21 protein-coding genes and 1 pseudogene are annotated in these 21,411 nt (G+C 63.6%); 6 read left to right on the top strand and 16 right to left on the bottom strand.

Going from position 1 to position 21,411, the window contains the following annotated elements:
• Positions 1-109: 109 nt before the first annotated feature.
• Positions 110-541 (bottom strand): YqaA family protein, encoded by a 432-nt coding sequence (locus PJK54_RS09610; protein ID WP_136939553.1) that lies wholly within the window; start codon positions 539-541, stop codon positions 110-112.
• A gap of 138 nt (positions 542-679) precedes the next feature.
• On the opposite strand from PJK54_RS09610, the gene thiD reads away from it, so the two are divergent.
• Positions 680-1,480 (top strand): bifunctional hydroxymethylpyrimidine kinase/phosphomethylpyrimidine kinase, encoded by an 801-nt coding sequence (thiD, locus tag PJK54_RS09605; RefSeq protein WP_077379570.1) that lies wholly within the window; start codon positions 680-682, stop codon positions 1,478-1,480.
• A 169-nt stretch (positions 1,481-1,649) separates the two neighbouring features.
• Positions 1,650-2,180, top strand: a complete 531-nt coding sequence (locus tag PJK54_RS09600; protein ID WP_258038368.1) for a chalcone isomerase family protein — start codon at positions 1,650-1,652, stop codon at positions 2,178-2,180.
• Between the two features lie 160 nt (positions 2,181-2,340).
• On the opposite strand, the gene PJK54_RS09595 is transcribed toward PJK54_RS09600, so the two are convergent.
• The gene (locus tag PJK54_RS09595) at positions 2,341-3,432 is read right to left on the bottom strand and encodes a TRAP transporter substrate-binding protein (protein ID WP_217493015.1); all 1,092 of its coding nucleotides are present in this window, start codon (positions 3,430-3,432) and stop codon (positions 2,341-2,343) included.
• Between the two features lie 444 nt (positions 3,433-3,876).
• Here PJK54_RS09595 and PJK54_RS09590 point away from each other — a divergent pair, with 444 nt between their 5' ends.
• The 3 genes from PJK54_RS09590 to dtd all read left to right on the top strand — a co-directional run bounded on the left by PJK54_RS09590 (position 3,877) and on the right by dtd (position 6,507).
• Entirely contained in the window at positions 3,877-4,539 is a 663-nt protein-coding gene (locus PJK54_RS09590; RefSeq protein ID WP_271302713.1) for a TRAP transporter small permease, read from the top strand.
• Between the two features lie 124 nt (positions 4,540-4,663).
• Positions 4,664-5,938 carry a TRAP transporter large permease gene (locus tag PJK54_RS09585; RefSeq protein WP_271302712.1) on the top strand — a complete coding sequence of 425 codons (1,275 nt, stop codon included), beginning with the start codon at positions 4,664-4,666 and terminating at the stop codon, positions 5,936-5,938.
• Between the two features lie 119 nt (positions 5,939-6,057).
• A complete protein-coding gene (dtd, locus tag PJK54_RS09580; RefSeq protein WP_077379564.1) occupies positions 6,058-6,507 on the top strand; it encodes a D-aminoacyl-tRNA deacylase in 450 nt (149 codons plus the stop codon).
• 106 nt (positions 6,508-6,613) lie between these two features.
• Here dtd and PJK54_RS09575 read toward each other — a convergent pair whose 3' ends face one another.
• From PJK54_RS09575 to PJK54_RS09550, 6 genes are all read right to left on the bottom strand, one after another.
• A complete protein-coding gene (locus tag PJK54_RS09575; protein ID WP_240499768.1) occupies positions 6,614-7,660 on the bottom strand; it encodes a TRAP transporter substrate-binding protein in 1,047 nt (348 codons plus the stop codon).
• Positions 7,661-7,911: 251 nt separating this feature from the next.
• Positions 7,912-9,318: a TRAP transporter large permease gene (locus PJK54_RS09570; RefSeq protein ID WP_077379560.1), complete on the bottom strand. Its 1,407-nt coding sequence runs from the start codon at positions 9,316-9,318 to the stop codon at positions 7,912-7,914.
• Positions 9,318-9,887, bottom strand: a complete 570-nt coding sequence (locus PJK54_RS09565; protein ID WP_084209503.1) for a TRAP transporter small permease subunit — start codon at positions 9,885-9,887, stop codon at positions 9,318-9,320. The genes PJK54_RS09570 and PJK54_RS09565 overlap by 1 nt, the downstream gene beginning before the upstream one ends.
• A gap of 503 nt (positions 9,888-10,390) precedes the next feature.
• Complete coding sequence (locus PJK54_RS09560; RefSeq protein ID WP_176493796.1) at positions 10,391-11,227, bottom strand: endonuclease/exonuclease/phosphatase family protein; 837 nt, start codon at positions 11,225-11,227, stop codon at positions 10,391-10,393.
• Positions 11,227-11,871, bottom strand: coding sequence for a thiol:disulfide interchange protein DsbA/DsbL (locus PJK54_RS09555; protein ID WP_084209502.1), 645 nt, complete (start codon positions 11,869-11,871; stop codon positions 11,227-11,229). The genes PJK54_RS09560 and PJK54_RS09555 overlap by 1 nt, the downstream gene beginning before the upstream one ends.
• A 261-nt stretch (positions 11,872-12,132) precedes the next feature.
• On the bottom strand, positions 12,133-12,816 hold the full coding sequence (locus PJK54_RS09550; protein ID WP_271302711.1) for a c-type cytochrome: 684 nt from the start codon (positions 12,814-12,816) through the stop codon (positions 12,133-12,135).
• Positions 12,817-13,130: 314 nt separating this feature from the next.
• Between PJK54_RS09550 and yihA the strand changes: the two genes are divergently transcribed.
• Complete coding sequence (yihA, locus tag PJK54_RS09545; RefSeq protein WP_077379554.1) at positions 13,131-13,820, top strand: ribosome biogenesis GTP-binding protein YihA/YsxC; 690 nt, start codon at positions 13,131-13,133, stop codon at positions 13,818-13,820.
• 163 nt (positions 13,821-13,983) lie between these two features.
• On the opposite strand, the gene PJK54_RS09540 is transcribed toward yihA, so the two are convergent.
• The 8 genes and pseudogenes from PJK54_RS09540 to argH form a co-directional block, all read right to left on the bottom strand.
• Positions 13,984-14,433, bottom strand: a complete 450-nt coding sequence (locus PJK54_RS09540; protein WP_271302710.1) for a hypothetical protein — start codon at positions 14,431-14,433, stop codon at positions 13,984-13,986.
• 222 nt (positions 14,434-14,655) lie between these two features.
• Complete coding sequence (locus tag PJK54_RS09535; RefSeq protein WP_271302709.1) at positions 14,656-15,378, bottom strand: HAD family hydrolase; 723 nt, start codon at positions 15,376-15,378, stop codon at positions 14,656-14,658.
• The gene (locus tag PJK54_RS09530) at positions 15,378-16,436 is read right to left on the bottom strand and encodes a tyrosine recombinase XerC (protein ID WP_271302708.1); all 1,059 of its coding nucleotides are present in this window, start codon (positions 16,434-16,436) and stop codon (positions 15,378-15,380) included. The genes PJK54_RS09535 and PJK54_RS09530 overlap by 1 nt, the downstream gene beginning before the upstream one ends.
• The gene (locus PJK54_RS09525; RefSeq protein ID WP_191236453.1) at positions 16,433-17,224 is read right to left on the bottom strand and encodes a DUF484 family protein; all 792 of its coding nucleotides are present in this window, start codon (positions 17,222-17,224) and stop codon (positions 16,433-16,435) included. The genes PJK54_RS09530 and PJK54_RS09525 overlap by 4 nt, the downstream gene beginning before the upstream one ends.
• Positions 17,225-17,294: 70 nt before the next feature.
• Positions 17,295-18,125 carry a diaminopimelate epimerase gene (gene dapF / locus PJK54_RS09520; RefSeq protein WP_077379544.1) on the bottom strand — a complete coding sequence of 277 codons (831 nt, stop codon included), beginning with the start codon at positions 18,123-18,125 and terminating at the stop codon, positions 17,295-17,297.
• Complete coding sequence (gene lysA / locus PJK54_RS09515; protein ID WP_271302707.1) at positions 18,125-19,396, bottom strand: diaminopimelate decarboxylase; 1,272 nt, start codon at positions 19,394-19,396, stop codon at positions 18,125-18,127. The genes dapF and lysA overlap by 1 nt, the downstream gene beginning before the upstream one ends.
• A gap of 134 nt (positions 19,397-19,530) precedes the next feature.
• Positions 19,531-19,665: pseudogene (gene lptM, locus PJK54_RS17880) on the bottom strand (LPS translocon maturation chaperone LptM); the annotation flags it as partial.
• Positions 19,666-19,757: 92 nt separating this feature from the next.
• Positions 19,758-21,152: an argininosuccinate lyase gene (gene argH, locus PJK54_RS09505; RefSeq protein WP_077379988.1), complete on the bottom strand. Its 1,395-nt coding sequence runs from the start codon at positions 21,150-21,152 to the stop codon at positions 19,758-19,760.
• Positions 21,153-21,411 lie beyond the last annotated feature (259 nt).

The raw sequence follows: 21,411 nt of genomic DNA, 5'->3' as shown, positions 1-21,411 counted from the left end.
CAGTGCAGCATAGCAGCTGTCAGCATAGCACGCTCCTGTGGCTCCTGTGGCTCCTGTGGCTCCTGTGGCTCGTGCATGGGCGGCCTGTGCGCGTGGCCTGACGGGTGATTCACGTACACCAGGGGGTCAGCCAGTGGTCCGCGATCACCAGCAGCAGGGCGTAGCGGCCGCCCTTGGCGACCAGGATCAACAGCACGCTCTTCCACCAGGGCAGGCGGAAGACGCCTGCCAGCACCGTCAAGGGGTCACCGATCACGGGTGCCCAGCTGAGCAGCAGGCTCCAGGCACCGATGCGGCGATACCACAGCGTGCCGCGCGCCAGCGCTCGCCGCGAGACCGGGAACCAGCGACGAGTCCGCAGGCGCCGTGCACCGCGTCCCAGGGCGACATTGATCAGGCTGCCCAGCGTGTTGCCAAGCGTTGCGGCAAGCCATAGCGCCCATGGGGCGACCCCCTCGCACCACAGCCCCGCCAATGCGGCTTCCGACCCGCCCGGCAGCAGCGTGGCGCTGGCCAGTGCTATCAGGCCCAGCGACAGCAGGGCGACCACGTCATCCATGCCGCGATTTTCCTGATCCGCAGGGGCCGAGCCGAGGGTGAGGCAGCTGGGTGGCTTTCTTCCCCTCGCCGCTCGGGTATGCTGTTGGCAAATTCATGTCATTTTCCGGGAGTCTCGTGCATGCATATTCCGTGCGTCCTGACGATTGCCGGCTCAGACCCATCGGGCGGGGCCGGCATTCAGGCGGATCTCAAGACATTCTCCGCGCTGGGGGCGTATGGAGCCAGCGTGATCACGGCACTGACCGCCCAGAATACCTGTGGCGTGCGCAGCGTCGAGCCGGTGTCGTGCGCCTTCATCGGAGCACAGCTGGATGCCGTGCTGGATGATCTCGATATCATCGCCATCAAGATCGGCATGGTCGCGGACCCGGCTGTCGTGGAGCTGCTGGCGGACAGGCTCCGTCAGCGTCGCCCGCGCTGGATCGTGCTCGACCCGGTGCTGGTGGCCAAGAGCGGCGATGCGCTGGTCAATGACGCGGCCATCCAGGCGGTGGCAGAGCATCTGGTGCCATTGGCGGACATCATCACGCCCAACCTGCATGAAGCGGCGGTGCTGCTGGGCGAGCGTCGTCTGATCGGGCGGGAGGACATGCCTCAGGTCGCGCGTGAGTTGCGCGCACGCGGTGCCAATGCTGTCCTGATCAAGGGGGGCGCACTGGAGGGCCAGGCCTGCGATGACCTGCTGGTCAGTGATGCCGGTGAGCAATGGCTGTGCGCGCCACGGATCGAGACCGACAACCTGCACGGCACCGGCTGCTCGATGTCCTCGGCGATCACGGCGCGCCTGGCGCAGGGGCTGTCACTGACGAGAGCCGTGGAGGAATCGCGGGAATGGCTGCTGGGGGCGCTGCGTGCCTCGGATCAGCTGAATGTCGGCAAGGGGCGTGGCCCCGTGCACCACTTTCACGCACTCTGGTGAGACCGTGCGTCGCGAGAGCCTGAGCTGACCCCTCGCGCGTGAGAGGAACGCCTCCCTGTCACTTCCTTGAAGAGTCGATGCCATGTCCCGCTCCCGGATTTGCCTGCCCTTGCCAAGGGCTTTCTCGTCTCGATGGTTGCGCACCAGCCTGATGGCTGGAGGGCTTGCCATGCTTCCCTCCTGGGCGTTTGCCGCCGAGATACAGGGAGTGACCTTCGCGGATCAGGCCGAGACGCAAGGCGGCCAGCCGCTTGAGCTGATCGGTACCGGGCTGTTTACCTATCTGGTATGGGACGCCTACGTCGGTGGCTATTATCAGGATGCCCGGCGGCCGCGGCCTGCACCACTCAGCGATGTCTCGCGACGTCTGGTGCTGGAGTATTTCCATGCCATCGAGGCGGCTGACTTCGCCAAGGCGACCACCAGGGGCGTGCGCCAGAATCTTTCCGAAGCGAATTTCGCGGCGATCGAGGCGGAGCTGTCGCGCTTCAATGCAGCCTATCGGGACGTGTCGCCGGGAGATCGCTATGCGCTGGAATGGCAGGCAGAGGAGGGTGGCAAGGGACGGCTGACGCTGGCGCTCAACGATACCTTGCTCTTCGAGAGCGCTTCGCTGGCATTGGCCAACGGGGTGTTCGCGATCTGGCTTGGCGACTCCCCCGCGCGCGACGACTTTCGTTCACAACTGCTGGGGCGTTAGCCGTCAGCCTCTGAACTTCCGGGCGACTCGCGCCCATGGCGAGCCCTGCCTCATCAAGACGCCCCTGCCGGTTACCCGGCAGGGGCGTCTTGTCATCTGACACGGCCATCGTTGTCGTCAGGAAGGTCTCCCGCGGCAACTCGCTGACCAATGCTGCGGCTTACTTGGCTTCTGCCGCCTTGATGTCGGCCTGCAGCGTGTCGAGGATCTTGCTGCCGCGCTCGCCGGCCTGTTCCCGGAAGACCTCCCAGCCTTTCTCGCCGACCGGACGGAAGGCTTCACGCTGCTCGTCGTTCAGCGTGATGATCTTGATGTCGCTGTCCTGCTTGATCTTCTCGAGACGGTCCGCGTTGTACTCCTCCTGCTTCTCGAAGATATACGGGCGCATCTCGTTGGTGACCTTGTCGAGCATCTGCTGCTGCTCGTCATCCAGACCGGAATAGAAATCGCTGGAGGCCACCAGCGTGGTGATGAACTGCGCCTGCTTGGCCTGGATCATGTAGTCCTGAACTTCATAGAAGCTCATTTCCTGAATGGCGAACACCGGGTTCACCTGGCCGTCTATCTGCCCCAGCTGCAGGCCGGAATAGACTTCCGAATACGGCAGCGGCGTCGGGTTGGCGCCATAGGCGCGATAGCTCTCCACCAGAATCGGTGACGTCATGGTGCGAATCTTGAAGCCTTTCATGTCCTCAGGCGTCTCGATGTCACGATTGCCGGTCCAGACCATCCAGCCTTCCGGAATCACGCCCAGCAGCTGAAGGTTCTGCTCGGTGTAGGCCTCGGACAGCATGTCGATGGCCTTGGAGTTGCCGAGCACCTCTTCATTGACGGCGTTGTCGTCGGAGAACAGGAAGTGCAGCGTGAAGACGCCTGATTCAGGAATCACCGAGGCCAGGTGACCCGGTGACGCAAAGGTCAGCTGGATGGCATCGCTCTGCACCAGTTCGGTGAGCTGTGAGGAGGTACCCAGCGCGCCGTAGGGGTAGATCTCGACATCGATGTCACCGCCGGAGGCCTCTTCGATGCGTTTCTTGAATTCCTGAGCGTAGGCATCCTGCACGCTGCCGGAGACTTCCTCCAGCGCGAAACGCCAGGTGTCAGCCTGTACGCCCGCGGAGGCCAGTGCCGCCATGCCGAGGCCGGCCGTGAGGGCGCCTCCCTTGAGGAGCGCGGCAAGACGAGAAAGGTGAACAGGAGTTCTGGGCGTCTCGCGATTCTGCTCGGGTGACGGGTTCCATTGCATCGTCATCTTGTTCTCCTTGTGTGATTTCCATCAGCGCCGGGTGGTATGGGGCGAACCCGGCGTGCAACTTGCATCATTTAGATAATATTGCCATTCTTAATATAATAAAAAAATTACCAAATCGGATAGTATGATTAGAATTTATTATGAATAGGCTGAGCCTGTCCGCATGAGATTCTGGTACTCGATGACCCCTGCTCCGGGTCGGTGGCATGCCCTGCCAGATGGCTCGGTAGAGGCAGGCTGCGTGCTGGTCCACAGTGTCGCTAATAAAGGATGCCGTCAATAAAGCTAGATCATGACTCACCAAAGTGAAAATCACGGCGGTGTCTCGGAAAACTTCAATGGATCGTACTGGCAAATGCAGACGGCGTGGCGCAAATCGCTGTGCGTGCGTCGCCTGATAGAAAGCCTGCCTGGCAGGAAGCCACATCAACAGGAAGCCGCTTCATGAATTCGCCCCCCTCCAAGTCTCCCCCCGCTGATGAGACCCGGCCCACCCCGGCCGAGGCACAAGGCGCTCAGGATCCTCTCGCACATCTGCCTGCACCGCTGCGCCGCCTGGCGGCGATATTCGAACGCGGTGATCAGGGCCTGGCACACGTCGAACGCTGGCTGATCGCGCTGTGCGTGCTGGGCATGGCGACGGCCAGCATCGCCAATGTGATCGGGCGCAACGTCTTCAACTACAGCCTGCCGTTCACCGAAGAGCTGATGCAGATCCTGCAGCTGTGGCTGACCTTTCTCGGCATCAGCTACGGCGCGCGCGCCGGACGCCATATCCGCGTGACGGCACTGCTGGACTTCATGCCGCCGTGGTTGCGCAAGGTGCTGTTGATCGCCGGCCAGATCATCACCTGTGCGCTGCTGGCCTACCTGTCCTGGCTGGCGGTGGATTATCTGCAGAGCCTGGCCAGGTCAGGGCGTGTCACGCCGTCGTTGCGCTGGTCGCTGTCGGCACTCTATGCCGTGGTCCCGCTGGGGCTGGCGCTGGGCGCCCTCCAGTATCTGATGGCGATTCTGCGCAATCTGCTGGCACAAGGTGCCTGGCTGTCGTGGCGTACGGCGGAGATAGACGAGAACGAGGAAGTCGACGGCAGCGGTGCGCTCTAGCACGTCTCTTCCACTTCGGATGCGAGCCTGTAGCGCGGGAGTGAAGGCAAGAGATGCCTTGGCTGATGCGTGTTGCAGGGCTCGTGATTGATCACGCTACATTGACCCAGGGACGGAAGCTGCGATGTGGATTCTGCTCGTGATGGTGGGGCTGCTGTTGCTTGGGGTACCCATGATGGTGCCATTGAGTGTCGGCACCTTCTTCTTGTTGTTCAGCGATTTCCCTTTTCTCAAGCCAGAGCTGGTGATCCAGCAGATGATCGGTGGCCTGCAGCCAGTGGTACTGACGGCGGTCCCCATGTTCATTCTGGCGGCCGATATCATGCTCAAGGGCTCCACCGCCCAGCGTCTGCTGGATGTGGTCGAGCGTTTCGTCGGCCACTGGCGTGGCGGTCTGCCGGTGACCACCGCGCTGGGCTGTACCCTGTTCGGCGCGGTGTCCGGCTCCACCCAGGCCACGGTGGTCGCGATGGGGCGCCCGCTGCGCCCGCGGCTGCTGGAAGCCGGTTACAGTGACAAGTTCACCATCGCGTTGATCATCAATGCCTCTGACATCGCGCTGCTGATTCCGCCGTCCATCGGCATGATCATCTACGGTGTCGCGACCGGTACCTCGGTGGGGGATCTGTTCATCGCCGGTATCGGTCCGGGGCTGATGATCCTGGTGCTGTTCTCGCTCTACTGCATGTGGAAGTCGTGGAAGCTGGGCATCGCGCCGCAGCCCAAGGCGGACTGGCCTGCGCGCCTCAAGGCATTGAAGCGCGCCAGTCTGCCCGCCGGCTTCCCGGTGATCATCATCGGCGGCATCTACTCGGGAATGTTCTCGCCGACGGAGGCCGCCACGGTCTCGGTGATCTATGCGCTGATTCTCGAGATGCTCATCTACCGTGGCGTCACGCTCAAGGACCTGCCCGGCGTGGCCTTCTCCACCGGTCTGATCACCGCGGTGGTATTCATTCTGGTGGCGGCGGGCGCCGGCTTCTCGTGGATGATCTCGTTCGCCAAGATCCCGGATGCCATTCTCGGCGGGTACATCCCGTACCTGTCAGAACACGCCCTGGCGCTGCTGGCGGTGATCGCGGTGGCCTATTTCGTCGGTTGCATGTTCGTCGATCCCATCGTGGTGATCCTGATTCTGGCGCCGGTATTTGCCCCGGCCGTCGATGCCGCCGGACTGGACCCGGTGCTGGTCGGTACCCTCGTCACCCTGCAGGCGGCGATCGGTTCGGCGACGCCACCCTTCGGCTGCGACATCTTCACGGCGGTGGCGGTGTTCCGGAAGCCTTACATGGAGGTCATCCGTGGCACGCCACCCTTCATTGTCCTGCTGTTGCTGGCGACGGTGCTGCTGATGCTGTTCCCGCAGATCGCGCTCTTCCTGCCCGGCCTGGCCAGCTAGCCACCGATACGGCTCGTTGGACATGCGCATCACGAACGCCCCGCAGACTCGGTCTGCGGGGCGTTCGCGTCTGGTATGCTCCTGCTCATCATCATTCATCTCTTGAAGGAGCAAGTGGCATGCGAGCATTGATCCAGCGCGTCACCCAGGCACAGGTCGTGGTGGAGAACGAGACGGTCGGCGCCATCGCGGGCGGTCTGCTGGTGCTGGTGGGGGTCGAGAAGGGCGATGATGAGGCGCGCGCCGACAAGCTGCTGCACAAGCTGCTGCACTACCGTGTCTTTGGCGACGAGAACGACAAGATGAATCTCAACGTCCAGCAGGCGGGTGGCAGTCTGCTGCTGGTCTCGCAGTTCACGCTGGCGGCGGACACCGGCAGTGGCATGCGTCCCAGTTTCTCCTCGGCAGCGCCGCCGGCGGAAGGCGAGCGGCTGTTCGCGTATCTGGTCGACAAGGCGCGTGAACGCGGGGAGGAGCTTGGCGTGGGAATCGAGACCGGACGCTTCGGGGCCAACATGCAGGTCTCGCTGCTCAATGACGGGCCGGTGACCTTTCTGCTCGAGAGCTGATCGCGTAGACCCAAAAAAGCCGCTCCCGAGGGAGCGGCTGCAAGCATTGGATGACAGGCCTGCGCCGTCTCTCGCGGGAGAGCGGCGCAGGTAAAGCTGGGACTCGTTACTGAATGCCTTCTGGATTACGGGCGTTCAGGAAGGCCTGTTCGGAGACTTCGTGCCACTTCTCGACCTTGCCTTCGAAGGTGGTGTAGGACTCGTAGATGCGGCCTGCCAGCTCATTGGAGTCGCCAAGCTTCTTGACCACTTCGCCTGACAGTTCGCGTGCCTTGTCGAGCACGTCCTGCGGGTAGCGACGCAGCTCGACCTTGTGCTCGTTGAGCAGTGTCTCGAGGGCATCGTTGTTGCGCGCGGTGTACTCGTCGAGCATGTCCTGGTTCACGTCACGTACCGCGGAGCGCAGGATGGCCTGCAGGTCCTTGGGCAACTCGGCCATGGCGTCGTCATTGACGATGGCCTCGAAGGTGACGGTCGGCTCGTGCCAGCCCGGATAGTAGTAGTACTTGGCGGCCTGATAGAGACCGAAGGCCAGGTCGTTGTACGGCCCGATCCATTCGGTGGCATCGATGGCGCCGGACTGCAGCGAGGTGAAGATCTCGCCGCCCGGCATGCTGACGGTCGCCACGCCCATCTGCTGCATGACATCGCCACCCAGCCCCGGCATGCGCATCTTCAGGCCGTCGAGATCGGCAACCGAGTTGATCTCCTTGTTGAACCAGCCGCCCATCTGCACGCCCGAGGCACCACCGGCCATGACTTCGACACCGAACTTGTCATAGACCTCGTTCCAGAGCTCCAGCCCCCCGCCGTAATGCAGCCAGGCGTTCATTTCCTGTGCGGTCATGCCGAAGGGGACGGCGGCGAAGAACTGGGCTTCCGGCGCCTTGCCTTTCCAGTAGTAGGAGGCCGAGTGGCCGATCTGCGCCGTACCGGAAGAGACGGTATCGAGCACCTCGAAGCCCGGCACCAGCTGTCCGGCGCCGTAGACCTTGATCTTGAGGCGTCCATCAGACATCTCATCGACGAGGCGCGCGAGGCGCTCGGGACCCTGGCCTACGCCCGGGAAGTTCTTCGGCCACGAGGTGACCATCTTCCAGGTGTAGGTATCCGCGGCATTGGCGATGGCCGGCAGGGTGCCCATGGCGGTCATGGTGCCGACGGCGATGCCGAAGGCGAGTTTGTTGAGTTGCATGGCATGCTCCTTGAAGTGCCCGATTGTTGTTGTGCACCGGTCAGGGACTGGCGCTGGGCAAGAGGTGGGCCGCGAACGGCTCCCGTGCATCTGCATGAGCCGTCTGGCGGCTCTCCCATCAGCTGGCGGGGCGAGCCCCGCCAATTCAGTTGCTGCTCTGTATTTGTTCTGTCCGTGTTCTGTTCTTGTACTGTCTCGTCAGTCGTGGCCTAGAACTGGGCCGGCAGCCAGGTGGCCAGGCCCGGGAAGGCTGCCAGTGCCCCCAGCATGCACAGCTGGATCAGGATGAACGGAATGACGCCCTTGTAGATCTGCTTGGTGCTGACTTCCTTGGGCGCGACGCCGCGCAGATAGAACAGCGCGAAACCGAAGGGCGGCGTCAGGAAGGAGGTCTGCAGGTTGATGGCGATCATGATGCCCAGCCAGATCGGGTCGAGGCCCATGGCCAGCAGCACCGGGCCGACGATCGGCACCACCACGAAGGTGATCTCGATGAAGTCGAGGATGAACCCGAGCAGGAAGATCACCAGCATCACCACCAGGGTGGCACCGATGACGCCACCGGGCATGTTCTCGAAGATCTCGGTGACGACCTCTTCGCCGCCGAAACCACGGAACACCAGCGAGAACAGCGCCGCACCGATCAGGATCAGGAAGACCATCGTGGTGACGTTGGTGGTGGAGCGCACGACTTCCGTCAGCGTCTTGAAGCTCAGCTTGCGGTTGGCGACGGCCAGCATCAGCGCGCCGAAGGCACCTACGGCAGAGGCTTCTGTCGGCGTGGCCAGTCCGCCGAGAATCGAGCCCAGCACGCAGACGATCAGCACGATCGGCGGCACCAGTCCCTTGAGGAGCAGCCAGCCGATGCCACCGGTGTGGCCCAGCTCCTTCATCAGCGCGTCACGGTCCACGGCCGGCGCCTTCTCGGGCTTGAGCCAGGCGATGATGGCGATGTAGACGATATAGGCGACCACCAGAATCAGGCCCGGCACCAGGGCGCCGATGAACAGGTCGCCCACCGAGACGGTCTTCGGGCTCCAGATGCCCATCGACAATTGCGCCTGCTGATAGGCGGAAGACAGCACGTCGCCCAGCAGAACGAGTGCGATGGACGGCGGAATGATCTGTCCCAGGGTGCCGGTGGCACAGATGGCGCCAGTGGCGAGCGACGGGTCATAGCCACGCTTGAGCATGGTGGGCAGTGACAGCAGGCCCATGGTCACGACGGTCGCGCCGACGATACCGGTGGAGGCCGCCAGCAACATGCCGACGATGGTCACGGAGATGCCCAGGCCGCCACGCAGTGAGCCGAACATCAATGCCATGGCGTCGAGCAGCGTCTCGGCGACCTTCGACTTTTCCAGCAGCACGCCCATCAACACGAACAATGGCACGGCCAGCAACGTCTGATTGGTCATGGTGCCGTAGAGGCGATTGGGCATCGCCGACAGGAAGCTGGCATCGAATACGCCCTGGGTAATGCCCAGCGCGTCCAGCCCCATGCCGAGCCCGGCGAAGGCCAGCGCGGTACCGGCAAGCGACAGCGCCACCGGATAGCCCAGCATGAGAACGACACAGATACACACGAACAGCAGCAGCGGCATGATCTCGAGCATTACACCAGCTCCTCATCGTGATCAGGGGTGTCATCGCTCGCATGCGGCGACGGCAGCCGCCCGCACAGGAACAGGAGGTGGCGACCTGCTTCAGCGACACCTTGCAGCATCATCAGGATGGCGACCGCGGGGATCAGGCTCTTGAGCAGATAGACGCCAGGCAGGCCACCGGATTCGGGGGAGGCTTCCTTGATGCTCCATGAGTCGCCGACATAACCCAGGCTCGAGAGCAGGATGAAGATCATCACCGGGAACAGCAGGAACAGGGTGCCGCCGAGGTCGATCCACGACTTCCCGCGATGGGACATGCGCTGGTAGAAGATATCCACGCGGACATGGTTGTCATGCTTGAGCGTGTAGCTGGCGGCGAGCAGGAAGACGGTCGCGTGCATGTACATCACGGATTCCTGCATCGGAATGCTGTTGATGTTGAAGGCGTAGCGCAGCATCACGATGGCGAATTCGACCAGCATCATGATGACGACCAGCCAGGACACGCAGCGTCCCAGCCCTTCGGTCATGCGGTCGAGCCCTGTGAGCCAGCCGGGGGTAGAGGCAGTGGCAGACATGGAATCCCCTTGGCCTGCGGGTAGCAGGTGATATTTGTTGGCGTTGTTGTTGCCGAGTCTGGCGTTGCGTGTGCCGTCATCGTAGTCGGGGCGATCTCGTGTGCACGCTGACGATCGTCACATCAGTTCAGGCTTTGCTCATGTTGTAGCTTTGATGAGACGTCGGCAATCCGGCAATCGTCGTTTCAGACAACGCTATTCCACGCTGGTGGATGGCAGATACCAGTGAGGCCATGCAGGCTCTCGGCAGTCATCAGCGTTGCTTTCACGATTAATCCACGCCCTCGGACAGGCCAAGAGTAGCGAGTGGCTGGCCAGTGACAAATGGATCATTGGTCTGACAGGCGAGATATATCTTTCGATTCAGTCACTTGGATTGAAAAATCCATACAGGACGGGAACGGGAAGGTGGCAATCAAGGTGACGGACAGGCGGGTCCCGGCGGATATCGAGGGTGATATCCAGGCACCCGTGAGAGGACTGAGAATTGAGGTGAGGGCGTGTCAGGCCAGACCAAGCGCCTTCTGACAGGCCACGGGGAGGTGCACTTCCACCGCAAGAGGCAGATGGTCGGAGAAGAGGTGGGACAAGGTGCTGGGGTGCTCGATGTGCAGGGTGGAGGAGGCCAGAATATGGTCCAGACCCCGTCGTGGCTGCCAGGCAGGATAGCTGTTGATCGCCTTGCTGGGCCGCGAGTCGAGCGCCTCGCAGAATCCCTTGTGCTGGCGCAGTTGAGCCAAGGTGCAGTTCAGGTCGCCCATCACGATGACGTGCTTGAGCGGTGCGATCAGCTCTCCGAGATAATCGAGCTGCTTGCGCTGGATTCGCGCGCCAAGTGCCAGATGCGTGACGAAGACATGCAGCGCATGCTCCCCCTCGCCGAAGCGAGCATGGATGGCGCCGCGCCCCGGCAGGGTGCCGGGCAGGCTGTGCTCTTCGAGATGGCTGATCGGCAGGCGCGACAACAGGCCGTTGCTGTGCTGTGCCAGCCGGCCGAGGTTGCGATTGAGCTGCTGATAGCGATGCGGGAAGTGAGCCGTCTCGGCCAGCGCGTCCACCTGATTGACGTTGCCGGAGCGGAAGCTGCCGCCGTCGACCTCCTGCAGCCCGACGATGTCGTAAGGCGTGATGGCCCCGGCAATCAGTTCCAGGCGGCGGTGGCGCTTGGGATGTGGCAGCAGATGTTGCCAACCGCGGGTGACATAGTGATGCCACGCCGCGGTATGGATACCGACCTGCATGTTGAAGGTCAGCAGACGCAGCGGCGAACCCGACAATCCATGCCCGGTATCATCCGCTGCGTCGGCGGCCACTGGGGAGTCGTCAGCGGCCTCTGCCATCAGGCGGCGTCCTTGTCGCCAGCCTTCTCTTCACGCACCTGCTCGACCAGCTCATCGGTGATCTTGAGCATGTTCTTGAGCGAGCCAGCCGTGCTCGGAGAGACGACATAGCGACCGTCGACGATCAGTGCGGGGACACCCATGATCTTGTAGGCGCGCATCTGTGCGTGTGCCTGATTGACCTGGCTCTTCACGCCGAAGGAGGTCAGGGACTTCTCGGCGTCTTCTTCGCTGACACCGTAGTCGCTGTAGAAGGCGGCGATGTCTTCCGGGTCGGTGAGGCGCTGGTGGTCCTTGTGGATGGCATCGAAGAAGGCCTTGTGGGTCTGATCGAGAATGCCCAGATCCTTGGCGGCATAGAAGGCATAGGCGTGCTTGACCCAGTCCTGCCCCATGGTGGCCGGCAGACGATGGAAGGTCACGTCACCGGGCAGTTCATCGACCCACGGTTCGAGGCTGGATTCCAGTGCGTAGCAGTGCGGGCAGCCATACCAGAATGCCTCGACCACTTCGACGTTGCCGGCCGGTGCATCGGTCTTCACCGGTTCGTCGAGTACCTGATAGTCCTTGCCAGCTTCAGCGGCGAACACGCTTGCTGACAGGCCAAGGCCCGCCACCAGAGTCAGTAGGGGTTTCCACTTCATGGAACATCTCCATCGGGTTGAGGCATGCCCGGGCATGAGACCCGGCAACATTAGTGATGCATCGAGTATGCGTGTCAGCCACCACCGCTGTCGAGACTGCCGGGCGGGACACGGCGGATCACTGTCTGGCCAGCCTAGCGTGACAAGGTTGACCGCTGGATGAACGCCGTTCGACCACGTTGCCGTGCAGAGCACGCCACGCCGTGCCGGAGCCGGTCGCCATCGCAAATGTCATACGTGACATCAGCCTGACTGGATGCCTCAGCGCAGGCCGTGAAGATACTCGGCGACCTGCTGCATGTCGCTGTCGCTCATGCGTGCGGCGATGCTGCTCATGATGTCATTGGGGTCGTTGTCACGCGTGCCGTCACGAAAGGCTGTCAGCGAGGTGATGGTGTAGGCGGGGAATTGCCCAGCCAGCGCAGGATAGCCTGCTGAATCAATCCCCTCGCCGCGAGGGCCGTGGCAGGCGGTACAGGCCGCGATACCTCGCTCAAGCGAGCCGGCCCGGTACAGCACCTCACCTGCTTTCGCGGCGTCGGGCTCTGCCTGGCCGCGGTTGGCGGGCTGCTCGGCATAATAGGCCGCGATATCGGCAATGTCCTGATCGCTCAGGGTGTCGGTGAGGCCTGCCATCTGGGGAACCGCGCGACGACCCTCGCGGATATCCGTGATCTGCTTGCGCAGATAATGGGCCTGCTGTCCGGCGAGGTGCGGGAAGGCGGAGGCTGGGGACACGCCCTGCGCGCCATGGCAGGCAGCACAGACGGCTGCCTTGGCCTGGCCGGCGCTGGCATCCGCGGTGATCTCGTCTGCGCCAGCGCTGGGCGAGAGGCCGAGCGTCAGCAGGGCGCTCAAGGTGGCGAAAATCGTCGTGGCAAGTACGCCCCAGCTCGAGCTCTGCGGCCCTTCACGGTGCTGCGGTGATCTCATCAGCTTGTTCATGTCACTGGTCCCTGTTTGCGCAAATCCCGCAGTGGAGTCATCCCGGCGCTGGTGGCAAGCATCACCCGAGGAGAAGTACGTCAGACGCCTCGCAGCCCGTGAGAGCTGGGTGGTACACTAGCGCATCATGAGCGTGATGCTTGTCATTTCGGCAGTATAGCGAATCCCCTTCAGGGCGCGTTAATGTGCCTGCCGCCTGCCTGTCGAGCTGACAGCGCCAGTGGTGCTCTATTCCGTTTCACCGGCCGTTTCTTCTGCTCTCACGTGATGTCGCGCGGGCGAGACGTCCGCCATCAACAGGTATTCAGATTCTCATGGCCGAGTCAGCCACTCCGTCCCCCAAGCTTCACTATCGTCAGGCACGCTTCTTGATCAGCGCCGCCACCCTGGCCCAATGCCCGACGGATGTCGGCGCCGAGGTGGCCTTTGCCGGTCGCTCCAACGCCGGAAAGTCGAGCGCCATCAATGCCCTGACGTCCCAGAAGGCGTTGGCGCGTACCTCCAAGACGCCTGGCCGCACTCAGCTGATCAACTACTTCACCATCGGTGAAACGGGCCGTCATCTGGTGGATCTGCCCGGCTATGGCTATGCCAAGGTGCCGGACAAGGTGAAGCGTGAGTGGCAGTCCCATCTGTCCAACTACCTGCGCAACCGCCAGTCGCTGCGCGGCCTGGTGCTGCTGATGGATGTGCGTCACCCGCTGTCCGAATTCGACCAGATGATGCTGGGCTGGGCCGATGAGGCACAGATGCCGGTGCATATCCTGCTGACCAAGGCGGACAAGCTGAAGCGTGGACCGGCAGCGGCGAGCCTCCAGAAGGTACGGCACGCCCTCAAGGAGTGGGAAGACCTCGTCACCGTGCAGCTGTTCTCGTCGCTCAAGTATTCGGGAGTCGAGCAGGTGCACGCCAAGCTCGATGAGTGGCTGGCGGACCCGGCGGTGATGGAAGGTGTCACGGAGGGTGAGGCCGATGAAGCCCCCCAGGACCCGTTCGACGACTGAGTCGTCCGTGTCATGACATGTGCTGCTGCACAAAAAGAGACGCCGGTCACCCTTGGGTGACCGGCGTCTCTTTTTATGGAGCATCCAGTTATGGGGCGTCCAGATCTCTGCCCTGGCGGGGTCGGTCACTTGTAACTGATTGCCTGTCACCGTTCATCGTCTCTCACATGAACAGGCTGGGAGTGGCGTTTTGCGACAGCAATCTCTGAGGGACCTGCGGCATCGCAGCCTGACTTGCCCGCACCTCGAAACGTGTCAGGTGGCCACCCTGGGAGCTGTCGGCAGGGGCATTCATGCTGCGTGCCCGCGGATCACCGCCCGACATGTCGATGATCGCCGCCGGTACCGAGGTCACGCCTCGCGTGGCGTTTTCCATGCTGGTTCGCGCACTGTAGACCGCCAGTACGATCAGCATGGCGCAGAGCACGACCTGTCCTGTGCCGATCAACACTCCCTGCCAGGCACTGGCATGCGGCAGGGCCAGCGGACCGGGGTCCTGCTGGAATCTCTCGATGATGTCGGTGGCGTCGCGGGACTCGGCGTCGTCACTGATGGCGCGGGAATATTGCCAAGTCTGGCAGATGACACGCCGAGATGATGATTGAGTGCTCATGCTGTCCTCTCCAGTCGCGACGACATCGAACGTGAGTTCTCGGATGACCCTGGCAGGCCCGTGGAAGGCTGGGTCGTCAGGCACGAGAAACTTGTACAACAAATATGGTCTCTGCCATAAAGTTGTACAAGTTTTAATTTGTGTATCGCTTTTCTGGAACGTCAGTCAAGGTGACAGCAGGTAACCGACGGTCAGGTCTGGAAGGTCAGAAGCGCTGTCGTTTCATCGTGATGCATGCAGGTGCCGCAACAGTTCCGGAAGCTCCCGGACATGCGAGATGACATGGACTCCGGCGGGAACCGGCTCCGGCGCGCCACGCCCCTTCACGTCGATCCATGCCGCCTGCATGCCGAGACGTACTGCCGGCAGGGCATCTTCCTTCCATGAGTCGCCGACATGCAGCGTGGTGGAGGGGCGGCTGCCCAGACGTGCCATGGCGGCGAGGAAGGGGCGTGCATCCGGCTTGGGCGCCAGCCATTCGCCGGCGGCGATGCTGAACTCGAAATGATGGTCCAGCGCCAGGCGTGTCAGGTCGACATTGCCATTGGTGATGGCGCCGAGGCGGTAATGCCGGGCCAGTGAGTCGAGCAGCTCGCTGGCTTCCGGAAAGGGCTGCAATTCGTGGCGCAACGCCAGGAAGCGTTCGACGGCCGCATGTGACCAGTGATGGGCCTCCTTTTCGCCATGGCCGGCATCGCGCAGCATGATGCGCATGGCTTCACGGCGCAGCCAGGTGAAGTCACCACGCCGCAAGGGGTGTTCCAGCCCGAGTGCCATGCGGCGACGGGTATATTCCTCGAGGGGAAAATCAGTGGCATGACCGATCTCACCGTCCAGCCAGGCGTAGTGTTCCGTCTCGGCGCGCTCCATGATCGGGCGATTGGCCCACAGGGTGTCATCGAGATCGAAGGTCAATGCGGTCAGCGAAGGCGTCGTTGCGGGCATCACAGGGGATCATCCTTGAGCGGAACATCAGCAGGGGAGGCGGCGTCAATGTCAGCCGGCGTTGCCTCTTTTGGCCCACGCTGGCGACGTGCACGCGGGTGAGCCTGGTCGTAGGCGCTGGCCAGCTGTTGCCAGTCGAGTCGGGTATACACCTGGGTCGTGGAGAGATGGGCATGGCCCAGCAACTCCTGCACGGCGCGCAGATCGCCACTGGATTCCAGCAGATGGCTGGCGAAGGAGTGGCGGAGTCGGTGGGGGTGCAGGTGCTCCGGCAGGCCGCGTGTCTTCGCTTGCGTCACCAGACGAAGCTGCACGCCGCGTTGTCCCAGCCGCTGGCCTCGCTGGCCGACGAACAGGGCAGTCTCGTCAGCAGGCGCGAGTTGGCCACGCACCTTCAGCCAGGCATCCAGCGCCTGACGCGCCCGCGAGCCGATGGGCAGCTGGCGAGGCTTGTTGCCCTTGCCGCGCACGCGCAGGCGGCGTGTCTCCAGCATGTCGAGGTCGAGACTGACCAGTTCCGAGAGTCGCAGCCCCGAGCCGTAGAGCAGCTCCAGCATGGCCTGATCGCGGATCGCCAGTGGCGTGCCGTCGTGCGGGCAGTCGAGAAAGCGTGACAGGCTGTCGATGTCCACCGGACGAGGCAGGTGGTCCGGCAGGCGCGGTGTCTGTACCAGGCCCGCCGGGTTGTGCGCCAGAATGCCGTGATCGACCAGCCAGCCACAGAAACGACTGATCGCCGCGCGACGTCGGGCCAGTGAACGGGGGGCGAGCCCACGACTGCGCTCAGCGCCCAGGTAGCGGCGTAGCGTCGGCACATCCAGGGCCTGCCAGTCTGCAGGAGGCCGAGCGGTGGCGCTGGTGTCGGCATCCACCGTGGTCTCGGCCGGTGAGGGGCGCAACATGAAGTGGATCAGTGCCTCGAGATCGCGCTGATAGGCGCTCACGGTCGCCGCGCTGCTGTCCTGGGCAAGATGGGCGAGAAACTGCTGGCAAGGGCGGGTCAGCGCCTGGCGCCTCGCAGTGTCGAGGGAGTCATCCGGGAGGTCAGAGGCGCTCATCGCGCGGCCTGATCATCACGCGAGGCAGCGGAGTCTGAGGTGTGACTCGTCGCATGACGCCCGAGGCAGCGCGCCAGCACATCGCCGAGATATTCGGGGAAGAGAGTGTCGAGTCCGGCACGGAACTGCTCGGCCTCGGCACTGGCGACCACCAGATAGCCCAGGCATTCGCCACGGGTCAGGCGCACGATGACGGCGGAGCCGCGCGTGGCATCCGCCTGGCTGGCCTCGACCAGGTCGTGGCACTCCGCCCCCAGCGGCCAGCCATGGTCCGGCAGCAGGGCTTCCCAGCGCGTGCGTGGCATCGCCAGGCAACGGCTGGCGCGGCCTTCGAGCAGGCGCTCGAATTGCTCGGCACGCGCATCATCGAGCACCTGACGCGGTGGCTGGGTCGCGGGGCCGGCGCCGCGCTGCCACAGGCAGACGGCGGCGATGTCGAACAGCTCGCTGAGACGGGTTGCCAGAGTCTCCGCGAGGGCATCATCCGATTCGGCATCCATCAGATCCAGCACGATCTGACGCAGTCGCTGATAGCGGCTTTCATTGTCGCGGGCGGTATTGAGCAGCTCCTCGAGACGCGCCTCGGCCTGCTCGGTACGTCCGCGCAGGTCATGCACCAGCCGCTCCAGCAGCGAGACGCTGCCACCGCGTGCTTCGGGGTGTGGCACGCGCAGCTGCTGGAGCAACCCTTCCCGACCCTCGAAGAAATCCGGATGCGTGGCCAGCCACTCGGCGACCCGGTCCGGGTCCAGCGTGCGCGGGCGACGTGAGGCGGATGGCTCGGCCATATGGCTCTCCTTGCGAGGGTTGGCGACGGGACGCCGGCGCTTCGCGCAGGCGTCCCCTGTCAGCGGCGGCTTACAGGATGATGCGGCCTTCGAAGACGGTCTCGGCGGGGCCGGTCATGAAGACAGGGTGACCTTCGCCGCCCCATTCGATGCTCAGGGTGCCGCCAGGCAGCGTGACATCGACAGGACTGGCGAGCAGGCCACGACGAATGCCGGAAGCGACGGCTGCACAGGCACCGGTGCCACAGGCCAGCGTCTCGCCGACGCCACGCTCGAAGACGCGCAGGCGTGCTTCATGGGGCGAGACGACTTCCAGGAAGCCGGCATTGACGCGCCTGGGGAAGCGCGGATGCGCTTCGATCAGCGGACCGACCTCTCGTACTGGTGCCTCGTCGACGCTGTCGACCAGCAGCACCGCATGGGGGTTGCCCATCGAGACGACACCGATCTCCAGGGACTCGCCGCCGACCTCCAGCGCATGCACCGGCAGATCCGTCTCGGCCTCGAAGGGCAGCGCGGCGGGGGCGAAGCGCGGAGCACCCATGTCGACGCGGACTCGCCCGTCATCGGCCACCACCAGTGTCAGCGGGCCACCGGCGGTCTCGACGCGGATCTCGCGCTTGGTGGTCAGGCGCTGATTGAGCACGAAGCGCGCAAAGCAGCGGGCCCCGTTGCCGCAGTTCTCGACCTCGCTGCCATCGGCATTGTAGATGCGATAGCGGAAGTCCATGTCCGGGTCACGGGGTGGCTCGACCACCAGCAGCTGGTCGAAGCCGATACCGAAATTGCGATGCGAAAGCCGTCGGATATCGGCATCGCGCAGGCGGCCACGCTGGGAGATCAGGTCAATGACCATGAAGTCATTGCCCAGACCGTGCATCTTGGTGAAGTGCACCAGCATCAGTCATCACCTTCCGGCAGCAGTTGCTCACCGGTCCACAGTTCTTCCAGACGTTCGCGGCGACGCACCAGGTGCATCTGGTCGCCATCCACCATCACTTCGGCGGGACGACAGCGGCTGTTGTAGCTGGAGGCCATCACGAAGCCATAGGCGCCGGAGGAGCGAACGGCAAGCAGGTCGCCCGGCGCGATGGCCAGTTCGCGGTCCTTGCCCAGGAAGTCGCCCGTCTCGCAGACCGGGCCGACCACGTCGTAGCTGGCGCTTGCACGTGACTCGCGCGTGTCGACGGGCACGATGTTCTGCCACGCCTGATACAGCGACGGACGGATCAGGTCATTCATGCCGGCATCGATGATGGCGAAGTTCTTCTCTTCGCCGGGCTTGAGGTACTCGACACGGGTCAGCAGGACGCCGGCGTTGGCGGCGATGGAGCGACCCGGCTCGAACAGCAGTGTCATCTCGTTGCCATGCTCGTAGCGCGCCAGGCGTTCCAGCAGGGCGCTTGCGTAGGCGAAGGGCTCCGGCGGCGTCTCGTTCTGGTAGGGCACGCCGAGGCCGCCGCCGAGATCCAGATGCTCGATGATGATGCCGCGCTCGCGCAGGCGATCCAGCAGCACCAGCAGGCGCTCGAGGGAGTCGAGGAACGGCGCCAGCTCGGTCAGCTGGGAGCCGATATGACAATCGACGCCTACCACCTTGACGTGCTCCATGGCGGCGGCGGTCTCGTAGACCTCCAGCGCCTGCTCGACCGGAATGCCGAACTTGTTGGCCTTGAGGCCGGTGGAGATGTACGGGTGGGTGCCGGCATCGACGTCCGGGTTGATGCGCAGCGACACCGGTGCGATACACCCGAGGCGACCGGCGACGGCATTGAGGCGCTCAAGCTCGGGCAGCGATTCGACGTTGAAGCACTTGATGCCCAGCTCCAGCGCGCGCTGCATCTCGGCGGCCTGCTTGGCGACGCCGGAGAACACGACCTTGGCGGGGTCTCCGCCGGCCTTGAGGACGCGCTCCAGCTCACCGGCGGAGACGATGTCGAAGCCGGCACCCAGACGTGCCAGCACGTTGAGCACCGCCAGGTTGGAGTTGGCCTTCACGGCGTAACAGATCAGATGCGGGTGGTCGCCCAGCGCATCCTGATAGGCCTTGAAGTGGCGCTCCAGCGTGGCACGGCTGTAGACGTAGCAAGGCGTGCCGAACTGCTCGGCCAGCGTGGCGAGAGAGGCGTCTTCGGCGTGCAGCACGCCATCCTGATATACGAAGTGATCCATGATCCGGCCTGCAAGATGTCGCGCCGGCGGGTATCACCCGCCGGAGATGTAAGGGGGGCTCAGGCGTCGCTGCCGGAAGTCTCGGTAGCGGCGGTGCGCTCTGTCTCGGCGGCAGCCGGTGCAGGGGCGGGTGCCTCGGCACGTTGACCGCCGGCATCGGCGTCCGCCGGCAGATACAGCGGGCCCTTCTGACCGCAGCCGGTCAGAAGGCCTGCACCCAGCAGCAGGCCCGCAAGGGTACGAAGGGCGTGACGGGCGGACTGGCTCATCAGATGACGCATCGGGCGGCCTCCTGGCAGCTGACGATGAAGCGGTGAGGGCCTGACGGTGCATTACACGGTCAGGCCCCGACTTGACGGTTTCAGGCGCGGCTGGTCAGCGCCTCACGTGCACGCTGCACGGCAGCACGCACCTGATTCGGCGCGGTGCCCCCGATGTGATTGCGCGCCGCGACGGAACCTTCCAGCGTGAGCACGTCGAAGACGTCCTGTTCGATGGTGTCGGAGAACTGCTTGAGTTCATCCAGCGTCATCTCGGACAGGTCACGCTTCTGCTCGATGCCGAAGGCGACGGACTTGCCGACGATCTCGTGGGCATCCCGGAAGGCGACACCCTTGCGCACCAGGTAATCCGCCAGGTCAGTCGCGGTGGCGAAGCCCTTGCTGGCCGAGGCGTACATGTTGTCGGACTTGGCGCGGATCGCCGGAATCATGTCGGCGAAGGCGCGCAGGCTGCCGCGTACGGTATCGATGGTATCGAACAGCGGCTCCTTGTCTTCCTGATTGTCCTTGTTGTAGGCCAGCGGCTGGGACTTCATCAGGGTCAGCAGGCTCATCAGGTGGCCATAGACACGGCCGGTCTTGCCACGCACCAGTTCCGGCACGTCCGGGTTCTTCTTCTGCGGCATGATGGAGGAACCGGTGCAGAAGCGATCCGGCAGATCGATGAAGTCGAACTGGGCGCTGGTCCACAGCACCAGCTCTTCGCTCATGCGTGACAGGTGCATCATCAGCAGGCTGGCGAAGCTGGTGAATTCGATGGCGAAGTCACGGTCGCTGACGGAGTCGAGGCTGTTCTCGGTCGGACGATCGAAGCCGAGCAGCTCGGTGGTGACGTGGCGGTCGATAGGGAAGGTGGTACCGGCCAGCGCCGCGGCGCCCAGCGGCAGCACGTTCATGCGGGCACGGCAGTCACGCAGGCGGTCCTGGTCACGGGCGACCATTTCCTGCCACGCCAGCAGATGGTGGCCGAAGGTGACCGGCTGAGCGCTCTGCAGGTGAGTGAAGCCCGGCATGATGGTGTCGGCTTCCTGCTCGGCCAGGCCCAGCATGCCTTCCCGCAGACGCGTCAGCTCGGCGTCGATGACGTCGATCTCGTCGCGCAGGTAAAGGCGGATGTCGGTGGCCACCTGATCATTGCGTGAGCGACCGGTGTGCAGCTTCTTGCCGGTGTTGCCGATCTTGGCGGTCAGACGTGCCTCGATGTTCATGTGCACATCTTCCAGCGCGACGGACCACTCGAATTCGCCGCGAGCGATCTCTTCGCTGATCTCCTTCAGTCCTTCGATGATGGTGTCGCGCTCTTCCTCGCTCAGCACGCCGACGCCGGCCAGCATGGTGGCGTGGGCGATGGAGCCACGAATGTCGTGCTGCGCCATGCGCTGATCAAAATCGACGGACGCGGTGAAGCGGGCCACGAAGGCATCGGTCGGCTCGCTGAAGCGGCCGCCCCAGGACTGATTGGTAGATTCGCTCATCGGGATCTCGAATTGTGGTGACATGTCCAGAGTTCGGCGTCCGGTGCACGGTCGCGCAGCCGGTATCGTTGACCTTGGAGTGTACCAGACTCCGTCGGATGGGCGAGGGGGGGTGCACCAAGATGCGTTGCGGCCAAGGAGGCGTGTCATCGTGACGCTTCCGGGGATTTTCCCCTTGGCCATCAGTGGCTTTATGATGACGGTATCCGGTGGCGGCCAATGTTGGCCGTCACGAACGTTTCGACTGTCGCGCCAGCGT

It is taken from the genome of Cobetia sp. MMG027, assembly GCF_027947415.1.
GTDB lineage: Bacteria > Pseudomonadota > Gammaproteobacteria > Pseudomonadales > Halomonadaceae > Cobetia > Cobetia marina.
The sequence above is the reverse complement of the archived record's forward strand: the minus strand, read 5'-3'. Positions and strand labels throughout refer to the sequence as shown.